The sequence below is a fragment of the Draconibacterium sp. genome, from assembly GCF_041583095.1.
In the GTDB taxonomy this organism is placed as follows: domain Bacteria; phylum Bacteroidota; class Bacteroidia; order Bacteroidales; family Prolixibacteraceae; genus Draconibacterium.
The window spans coordinates 1-10,149 of record NZ_JBFHGM010000191.1 but is presented as its reverse complement, the minus strand read 5'-3'; the positions used below and the strand labels follow the sequence as shown (position 1 = coordinate 10,149).

The 10,149-nt window shown below is 41.1% G+C and carries 7 protein-coding genes; 2 read left to right on the top strand and 5 right to left on the bottom strand.

Translation table 11 applies throughout. The features are described 5' to 3' along the window. Positions 1-110: 110 nt before the first annotated feature. The 4 genes from cysI to ABZB17_RS16045 all read right to left on the bottom strand — a co-directional run bounded on the left by cysI (position 111) and on the right by ABZB17_RS16045 (position 4,514). Positions 111-1,811: an assimilatory sulfite reductase (NADPH) hemoprotein subunit gene (cysI, locus tag ABZB17_RS16060; protein ID WP_372651525.1), complete on the bottom strand. Its 1,701-nt coding sequence runs from the start codon at positions 1,809-1,811 to the stop codon at positions 111-113. A gap of 146 nt (positions 1,812-1,957) precedes the next feature. Beyond that, positions 1,958-3,763, bottom strand: coding sequence for an assimilatory sulfite reductase (NADPH) flavoprotein subunit (locus tag ABZB17_RS16055; protein ID WP_372651523.1), 1,806 nt, complete (start codon positions 3,761-3,763; stop codon positions 1,958-1,960). 41 nt (positions 3,764-3,804) lie between these two features. Next, the gene (locus tag ABZB17_RS16050) at positions 3,805-4,257 is read right to left on the bottom strand and encodes a bifunctional precorrin-2 dehydrogenase/sirohydrochlorin ferrochelatase (protein ID WP_372651521.1); all 453 of its coding nucleotides are present in this window, start codon (positions 4,255-4,257) and stop codon (positions 3,805-3,807) included. Between the two features lie 5 nt (positions 4,258-4,262). Further along, positions 4,263-4,514, bottom strand: a complete 252-nt coding sequence (locus tag ABZB17_RS16045) for a DUF2061 domain-containing protein (RefSeq protein ID WP_045032464.1) — start codon at positions 4,512-4,514, stop codon at positions 4,263-4,265. 628 nt (positions 4,515-5,142) lie between these two features. On the opposite strand from ABZB17_RS16045, the gene ABZB17_RS16040 reads away from it, so the two are divergent. Together ABZB17_RS16040 and ABZB17_RS16035 are read left to right on the top strand one after the other, a co-directional pair. Then, positions 5,143-7,299, top strand: coding sequence for an elongation factor G (locus tag ABZB17_RS16040; protein WP_372651519.1), 2,157 nt, complete (start codon positions 5,143-5,145; stop codon positions 7,297-7,299). An 839-nt stretch (positions 7,300-8,138) separates the two neighbouring features. Beyond that, positions 8,139-8,930 carry a hypothetical protein gene (locus ABZB17_RS16035; RefSeq protein ID WP_372651516.1) on the top strand — a complete coding sequence of 264 codons (792 nt, stop codon included), beginning with the start codon at positions 8,139-8,141 and terminating at the stop codon, positions 8,928-8,930. Between the two features lie 95 nt (positions 8,931-9,025). Here ABZB17_RS16035 and ABZB17_RS16030 read toward each other — a convergent pair whose 3' ends face one another. Beyond that, on the bottom strand, positions 9,026-9,628 hold the full coding sequence (locus tag ABZB17_RS16030) for a hypothetical protein (RefSeq protein ID WP_372651514.1): 603 nt from the start codon (positions 9,626-9,628) through the stop codon (positions 9,026-9,028). Positions 9,629-10,149 lie beyond the last annotated feature (521 nt).

The window sequence follows — 10,149 nt, the reverse complement described above, 5'->3', positions numbered from 1 at the left end:
GTAATGATCTCCCCAACGCTGTTCCAAGCCATCCGCAACCTAATATCGATACTGTTGTTCTCATGTTTGTTTGCTTTTTTAGTTTTGATTTCTACCTGTTACTAATGGAATTAGTGTTTAAAATCCTTGCCTTCTTTAATTTCCTCCACGTAATTATTGCGGAGAACAAAGTCGCCAAAATGCTCTCCATCCTCGCGATTTGCTGCAAAATCAGCAATAATCGGACGCAGCTCATTCAGTATCTCTTCCTCGTTGATGGTTTGTTTGTAAAGCGTATTCAAACGCGATCCGTTAAAACTTCCACCAAGGTATAAGTTGTAGTAGCCCGGCGATTTACCGATCAGGCCAATTTCAGCCAGATAAGGTCGTCCGCAACCATTGGGGCAGCCGGTCATACGGATTACAATTTCTTCTTTGCCCAGCTGATGTTCATCCAGTATCGTTTCAATTTTCGTTACCAAATCGGGCAGGTAACGTTCAGCTTCGGCAAATGCCAGCGGGCAGGTGGGTAACGCAACACAAGCAATTGAATTCTTTCGTAAGCCGGAAATATCTTCAGGAGACACGCCATAAGTTTTTAGCAAGGCGTCAACCTGGTTTTTCACTTTTGTGCTCACTCCCGAGATGATCAGGTTCTGATTTCCGGTAAGGATAATATCGCCGTCGATCACTTTTGATATCTCTCGAAGGGCAGTTTTTAGTTTATATTCTCCCCGGTCAAGCACGCGGCCGCCTTCTACAAAATAAGTGAGATGCCACTTTTTGTCGCTGCCTTTTATCCAGCCAAAATCATCTCCGTTTCGGTCTAAAACGTATTCGCGTTCCGGCTCCAGTTCATACCCCAGGTACTTTGTCAGTTCAGCCACGAATTCCTCCACTCCCATTCGGTCGATGGTGTATTTTAAACGGGCCTGTTTCCTGTCTTTACGGTTACCGTTATCACGTTGTACCAGCACCACTTTCTCTGCAACATCAATAATTTGATCTGGGGTACAAAAACCAATTACAGTTCCGGTTCTCGGATAAGTTTCGGGTTTCCCGAATGTAGTTCCCAAACCACCGCCAACGGCAACATTGTAGCCAACAATTTTGTCGTTTTCAACAATGGCAATAAAACCCAAATCCTGCGAAAAAACATCACAATCATTATGTGGTGGAATTACAATCCCGATTTTAAACTTACGCGGCAGGTAACGGTTTCCGTACAAAGGCTCAACCTCCTCTTTACTGTCGGCAACCAGTTTTTTATCCAGCCAGATTTCGTGATAAGCACCTGTTTTGGGCAAAAGATGCTCGCTGATATTTTTAGCTGTTTCAATCACTTCAGCATGAAATGATGACTGTGCCGGATTGGCATGGCTCATCACGTTACGGTTTACGTCGCCACACGCTGCGATGGTGTCCATCAAATGGTCGTTCATTTCTTTAATGGTGGCCTTCAGGTTTCTTTTCAGTACACCGTGCAACTGAAATGTTTGCCTTGTTGTCAATTTCAACGTACCATTGGCATATTTTTCCGACAACTCGTCCATTGCCAGCCATTGCCCTGGCGTAAATCTTCCGCCGGGCATACGCAACCGTATCAGAAATGAAAAGGCAGGTTCCAGTTTTTGCCGTTTTCGTTCTTTGTCAATATCGCGATCCCACTGCTGATAAATACCGTGGAATTTCGAGATTTGCGTATCTCCATCCGATATGGCCCCGGTAATCGGGTCGGCCAGACTTTCCGTTAAGGTTCCCCGTAAATAGTTACTATCGTATTTGAGCTTTTCTACTTCTGAAAGCTCCTGCCAGTTAATATTTTCACTCATAATTTTTGGGTTATAATTTCAGGAGCGACTACATGAAGGTAGTTGCAGTCGCTCCTGCTATTTTTATTTATCCCGATGAACTTTATTATCGGGATTAGTTCTACTAATAACTTTTAATGCGTTACACTTTTAAAAGTTGAGTCTCACTAATAAACATCGGTTTGGAAACGCTTTTCACGTTTCAAATTTTTCACATATTTTTCGGCTTGTTCCTCGCTGATTCCACCCTGAGTTTGAATGATATCAAGCAAAGCCTTGTTTACATCTTTGGCCATATATTTCATATCGCCACACAAATACAAGTGGGCACCGTTTTCCAGCCAGTCGAACACTTCCTTTTGCTGCTCTTTTAGTTTGTGCTGCACATAAACTTTTTCCTCCTGGTCGCGACTAAAAGCAACATCTATCTTGGTTAGTACTTCGTTCTTTAATAGCTTTTGCCACTCGGTTTGGTACAGGAAATCGGAGCTAAAACGACGGTCGCCAAAAAACAACCACGACTCACCTTTAATTCCCAGACTCTCGCGATGCTGCATAAATGCGCGATACGGTGCTACACCCGTTCCGGCACCAACCATGATAATTTTTGATCCGTTGGCCGGCAATTTAAACGATGGATTTTTGTCGATATAAATCGGTATTTGCTCATCAATCTCAATGCTATCGGCAAGGTGAGACGAACATGCTCCGTTGCGTTTGCGGTTTTTACGCTCGTAACGCACAACCGAAACGGTAACGTGAACTTCCTCTCCCACACTTTCCATACTTGATGAAATAGAATACAAACGTGGCGGAATAGGACGTAAGACCTCAACCAGTTTGCGCGCGTTCCACTCGAAAGGGTAATCTTCCAGCAGGTCGAGCACATCGTGGCCATACAAATATTCATCCAGTGCCTCATCGTCGGCAAGCAATTTGGCCAGTTCGGCATTCTTTGTTTTCTCCTGGTATTTGTTCAGCAGATCAAAAGTCAATATTGTAATTTCAAGGTGATGCGACAAAGCCTCCTTTATGCTCATCTCGTCTTCACCAACATCAACTTTCTGTTCCGGATCGAATCCTGTAAAAGCCAGAATATCTTCCACCAGCGCTTCAGGGTTTTTGGTGAAAATCCCCAACGAATCGCCCGGTTCGTATTCCAGACCTGATCCTTCAAGCGAAAGTTCAACATGGTACACTTCCTTGTCGGAATCGCTTCCGGTAATCCGAACTTTCTCCAGCACTGTTGCCATATATGGATTTGATTTCGAAAATTCCTCTCCAAAACCACCTGTTATTGCTGCTGATCCACCGGCTGCGACAGGTTCCGGAGTTTCAGTAGCCGACAGGTTCAGCAGAAAGTTGTTCATCCACATTTCTGAGGGCTGCTCGTAATCCACATCGCATTTTACGGCTGGCGTTATTCGGTAACCACCCAGGTTTTTTAATGCCACATCAATTTCTTCGCCGGTTTTACAGAAATGTTTGTAGGTTTTATCACCCAATGCCAGCACCGAATAGTTTACCCCCTCGAGCTTAGGCGCACGCGGCCCGGTTACGTATTTGTAAAAATCTTCAGCCATATCCGGCGGATCGCCTTCGCCATGGGTACTAACAACTATCGCTACATTATCTTCTTCATGCAGCTTTTTGTAATTGTAATCGTACAAACTAAAAACCTGGACATTCATTCCTTTAAACGAAGCTTTCTCTCCTAATTTTTCGGCCAGTCCCTGCGAGTGTCCGGTTTCGGTACCATATAAAATGGTAAGATTAATCGAACTTTGTGGTGCCGGAGCGGCTGCACTTACAGTTGTTCCTGCTGCAGCTGGCACTTCAACTCCTCCAAGGGCTGCCAATCGCCCCTCAAAATAACCATTTAGCCAAACAGTCTGCTCTTTATTCAAGCCTTCAACCAACTGGCTTAAAGCACTTAACTGTGCATCATTTAATGGATTTGCTTTTAAACTCATTTTTGATTTTTAATTACGAGATTGAATTGAACGCATCCAACTCAATCTTCAAGTTGCAACTTATCTTTTATTAAATTTCTTATTCTAATCGATTCATAAACATTCTTGCCATTCGAGCTCACCGCCACCGAGATTTTTCCATGCCGGTAGATAGCAGGTGAAACAAACTGACAGCGATCTGGTTTATCATGAATGTTAACTAATACCTTTTCTTCGCGGCAGTCTATTTCAATTTGCCGGTCGAGCTCTTCGTTATTCGAGCAAGAATAAAGCATTAGATAGTCTTTTAAATAGTTTTTGTGGTATGGTGCTTCAATGTATTTCACCCCGCTGTTTTTAATTTCATCGCATACATCAATGGCCAGTATCTCAACTTCGGCGTTGTGGCGCTGCAAGATCTTTAGCTTGCTGTAAGCACTTTGTCCGCCACCAACAATCAGTATTTTCTGGTTGGCAATATCAATTGCAATCGGTAAAAAATTCTTGTCTGCCATACTGTTTAAATTTCGTATTCAATTGGTGTATGTTTAACCCTTCCGAAGCTGATTTTGTTCCATGCCCGCTCATGAAAAAAGTATAAAGCCATTTTCGTAAACAGCTCAACGCCGCCAATGGTAACTGCAAAATTTATATCGCCTACCACAAACCAGGAGATCAGAATGGTATCGATGGTGCCGATGGTTCGCCACGAAATCGTTTTAACGATACTCCTTCGTTTCCTCTCAACTGTATTTCCATTTTCTTTTGCCATACGCCATATCCCTGTTTAAACTTTCATTCTGTCATCTGAATTTTTCTAAAAAAAAAAGCCCTTCTGCAAATACAGAAGAGCCTTTCAAATCGAGTAATATTTTCAATCTATGGTCAGTCCCTCTGCATAACAATAACATCACAACACATACACATCATACATGTCATTTTCATCATTGCTATTTTAGAGAAAGTATTAACCATTGCGCTTTAAAATTATTTCTATGTGACTTATATCACACAGTGCAAATGTAAATGAAAATTCCAGACAAAAAAGAATTTTAATCACTAATTTTTATTTGTTCTAAATTAATTAACAAAGCTACAAGGCGCTGAAACCCGGAAAAACAGCCCACATGTTTTTTAATTGACATATTTGTTATGCTATTCTGATAATTCGCTACACCCCCTTATTTATAATGTTTTCAGACTATAACATTTATTAACAAAAGTGCTTAAAAAGCTGTATTGATGCACATTAACAACGCCCCGAAACAAGGGCCGGATTATATATTTTTTCCTCCTGATTTTTACCTCTTGATTGTTAATTAATTATTACTATTTTTGATGACCTCGCTTCAAAATGATGAAGAAAACGAGTATAAACAAATCAATAAAACTTATATACTATGAAAGTTTACAAAACCGATGAAGTTCGGAATATTGCTCTAATTGGTAATGCCGGCAGTGGGAAAACCACCCTTGCAGAAGCTATGCTGTTCGAGGGTGGAATCATAAAACGTAAAGGTGATGTTGGTTCGAAGAATACCGTATCCGACTACAACCCGATAGAGCAGGATTATGGCAATTCTGTTTTTTCTACCCTGATGCATACCGAATACAACGGAAAAAAAATAAATATAATGGACACCCCGGGGATGGACGATCTTTGCGGAGGTGTTGTTTCATCTTTAAGTGTTACAGCGCTTGGTTTGCTAACGGTTAACGCATCAAACGGTATTGAGGCCGGCACCGAAGCCGCAGCCCGCCATGCCGATAACGCACGCACGCCACTTGTTGTGGTTTTTAATCAGCTCGATCACGAAAACTCGAATTACGATAGCACACTTGATCAGTGCAAAACTACTTTTGGTAATAAAACTACCATAGTACAATACCCTGTTGATGCAGGAACAGGCTTTTCGGCTATTATCGATGTACTTAAAATGAAAATGTACACCTACAAAGACGATAGCGGCAAACCTGAAATTTCCGATATTCCTGAATCGGAAATGGAAAAAGCAGAAGAACTGCACAACGAATTGGTTGAAAAAGCTGCCGAAAACGAAGAAGCTTTAATGGAGCTTTATTTCGACAAAGGAACACTTACCGAAGACGAAATGCGCAAAGGTATTAAGCTGGGAATGCTCGACCTTACGCTTTTGCCTGTATTCTGTACCTGTGCCAAGAAAAGTATAGGCGTTGGCCGTTTAATGGAATTTATTACCAACATTGCACCTACACCTAAAGAAAAGAAAATGGGTAAAATTGTTGCCGGAAAAGAGGTAACAATGGATGCTTCGCAACCACCAAGCCTTTTTGTTTTCAAAACGGCTGTTGAGCCTCACGTTGGTGAGATCACCTATTTCAAAGTAATGTCGGGGGTTGTTAAAGAAGGTTTAGACCTTATCAACTCGAAAACCGGAAACAAAGAACGTTTATCGCAGGTATTCGTACCCGATGGCAAAAGCCGCGAAAAAGTGGACGAGCTTCACGCAGGCGACCTGGGTTGTACCGTTAAACTGAAAGAAACACGATTTAACCAAACCCTGGCAGCCAAAGAAATCGGAACTGCGTTTGCTCCGATTGTATTCCCTACGCCGCGCCATACTGTAGCTGCTAAAGCTGTTAACGATTCCGACGACGAGAAAGTAGGCGAAATTTTAAGTAAGATCAAATACGAAGATCCAACATACGTAATTGAGTACTCGAAAGAATTAAAACAACAACTGATACACGCACAGGGCGAATACCACCTTAACGTATTAAAATGGTATTTCGACCACGTTCACAAAGTAGAGGTGGAATACCTGAAACCAAAAATTCCGTACCGCGAAACCATTACCAAACCTGCTCAGGCCGATTACCGCCACAAGAAACAATCGGGTGGTGCCGGACAGTTTGGAGAGGTACACATGATTATTGAACCTTACGAGGAAGGTGCTGCGCCTAAAACCATGTTTAAATTTGGCGATAAGGAACAAAAGATTTCGGTTCGCGCCGTTGAAGAACACAAATTGGACTGGGGTGGAAAACTGGTATTTGTTAACAGTATTGTTGGCGGATCGATCGACGCCCGTTTTTTACCGGCTATTCTGAAAGGAATTATGGAAAAAATTGAGGAAGGCCCGCTTACCGGTTCTTATGCCCGCGATATTATCGTTTACATTTACGACGGTAAAATGCACCCGGTTGACTCGAACGAAATTTCGTTTAAACTGGCCGGACGTAATGCCTTTAGCATGGCCTTTAAAAATGCCGGTCCTAAAATTCTGGAGCCAATTTTAAATCTTGAAGTTTGGGTACCGTCAGACCGCATGGGTGATGCTATGAGTGACCTGCAGGGACGTCGTGCCATGATTATGGGTATGGGCTCGGAAAAAGGCATGGAGAAAATTACAGCCAAAGTACCGCAAAAAGAAATGTACAAATACACCACTTCGCTGAGTTCGATTACCGGTGGAAGAGGCGTGTTTAAAATAAGTTTCGACGGATACGAAAAAGTACCTTCGGATGTACAGGAAGAACTGCTGAAAGCTTACGAAGCCGAGCAGGAAGAAGAATAGACCATTTTCTAATCCATTTTACTATAACTAATGAATCCCGGTTCGTCAGCTGACGGATCGGGGTTTTGTTTTTATGTACGACCGAATCAAATTCCCCTGGCGCAGCCGTGCATCATGCTCCCGCAACATTTTTTTCAAATATTACATTGCCGCTACAAGCCTTCCACAACTTTTTCTTGTATGCCGCAGCCGTGTGGCGAGGTCGCCACAAAAATTATACCCGTGCAACAGCCGTGTAACAGGCTTTCTACAATATTTTTTGTACGTTACAGCCCTGCAACAGGCGAGCAACAACATTTTTTCCTAATTACAATACCGCGACAAGCCTTCCTCAATATTTTTTCGCATGCTGCAACATTGCGACATGCCTTCCACAACCATTTTTCGTATATCGCAGCCGTGCGACAAGGTCGCCAGAAAAATTTCTTGCTTATTTCAGCCGTGCAACGCGCGAGCAACAACATTTTTTTGCTTGCCGCAGCGCTGTTACAAGCAAGCTACAACTTTTGCTGAGCAATTACACGAATGCAGGAAGCCTAAAATCAGCAAGTTACAAAGACTGCAAAATTGCCTGACATTCAAAAAGCCGCTTATAGCAGGGCACAGGGCTAAACCAATAAAAAAAAGGACCCGATTCGTTTCTGCACCAACCTATACGGATCGAATCCTAATGAACTAAACTTATGTTGTTATCTATTTAATGCTAACTTTAAGCTTCTGATAAAAACCAAAACGCATTGAATATGCGCCTTATTAAAATACATACGCAAAAAGCTCAAAATGACTCGACGCCCAACCCCTTCAGAACTATCAAACCCCGGAATCATAAAGATCAATAAATGAAAAATTGGATATTCATATTCACCCTGATTCTCATTCCTTTTATGACTAAAGGACAGGAGGCTGAATGGTTAATAAATAAAGATTCTATTTTTACATCAACACCTTCACAACATTTCAATCTATACACTTTTAAAGGACATCTTGGCACTAAAACAAGATTAGATTTACTGAAGAAAAGAGAAATAGCATACCACGAGATTTCCGATTTTTTTGAGATAGAAACAGGTGTATCGGTCAATATTTTTCTTTTCGAGAATGAGGAAATAAAGCATAATCTTACCGGGCACAAAGGTTTTGGATGGGGATTTGATAATAATATTGTTGAGGTATTTAATGATTCAGTGCGCATGGATCCCTACCACGAGTTAGCACACGTTATGGGATACACTCTTAGTCACCCTCCCGCATTAATTGATGAAGGCACTGCAGTATACCTATCCCAGCAATTTGGAGACAAAGCTTTTTCAAGATTAATTGGCTACCCAACAAAAAGTACAAATGAATTTCTTTTAATGCTTAGCAAAAAGGACGGATTAAAAAGTATCTCAACTCTTCTTTCATATGATGAATTTGGCAATTCGAACAATGCTACTTTAGACTACTGCCAAGCAGCATCTTTTGTTGAATTTCTAACCAGGGAGTTTGGCAAACAGAAATTCCTGGAATTATTTAAATCATTATCATTCACAAAAAGCACAGAAACTGAAATGATATTTGAAAGAATTTATCACCTGGAGATGAATCAAATCGAAAATAAATGGAGAAAACAATTAAGGGCTAACAATTAAAACCTACCTCAACCTTGCACCAACAAAAAAGTCCTGCACCGAAAACAGTGCAGGACTTTTCTATAATATATTTTGTATTCTCAGTTAGTAATCAATTACGATTTTATCGAACCCTTTTTTAGCTCCAGGCGCGTTTGATGCAATTCCATATTCATTTTGGTGTAACGTTCCAGCGCATTCTTTTTATGCGTTTCGTATTCCTCTTTTAACTCATCGTAATCTTTTTTGGTACGGCGCGTAACAGAAAGACTTCGTTTGTACAAAAGAAAAACAAAACCGGCCAATACCAAAACTCCGGCAATAAGCAAATACATAGTTACCGAATAAACATTCTTATCCAATTTCATGCCTAAAACCACGATTGAATTCTGCAATTTCAAACTCTCATCAAGCTGCTCCTGCAGGTTATTCATTTGTGCATCTTTCGAGCCTATTTCGCTGTTTAGATTTCGGATCTGTGTGTTTTTCTGCTCCACACTTTTCTCCAACACACCAATGGTATCGGTAAGTGCGTTGTAAAAATCATCCAACTGATCTTCTTTCAAAAAATAAGATCCATTCCAGAAATTAAGGTTCTCTTTAAAAACTTCGTATTGGCTGGGCAATGATTGTTCCTGTTTCCAGGCGTTTATATCCTTTTTGGCGAAGGAATTAAAAACAACAAAAACCAATACAACTACAGCAAATATCCTTTTCATATAACAAACAATTTTCGATTTAATGGTCGGACCTTTCAATGGCCCATTATCTGTAATAAATTCAATAACTATTCAACGTAACGCAGAATCCCTACACTTGTTATTCAACTGTAAAGATAAATACGGGAAGTACACATACCATATACACTCCGTGAATATACGCACAATATAATAAAGGTTTGCCTGAGGAAGCAAATATAAGGAATAGAAATAAACTAATACCAACCTGTAGTTTAAAATTTTTCAGGATTCGCAATGCAGGATTAAAACAAAATATAATAGCCGGTAAAATAATGAATGGGCTCATGCAGGCTATTTATGGGCAATTGGTTTGGTAATTTTTAACGAATGCTATAACTTGCAGAAAACCAAAAAACTACTGCCATGCAAATTAGCTACAGCCAACCACTTTCTGCAGGTTGGGACCGCATGAAAAAAGCCTTGTTCCAACCCTTCGACATTAACAAATGGATGAAAGTAGGATTTACAGCCTGGCTGGCCGGGCTAACCGATTGCGGCGG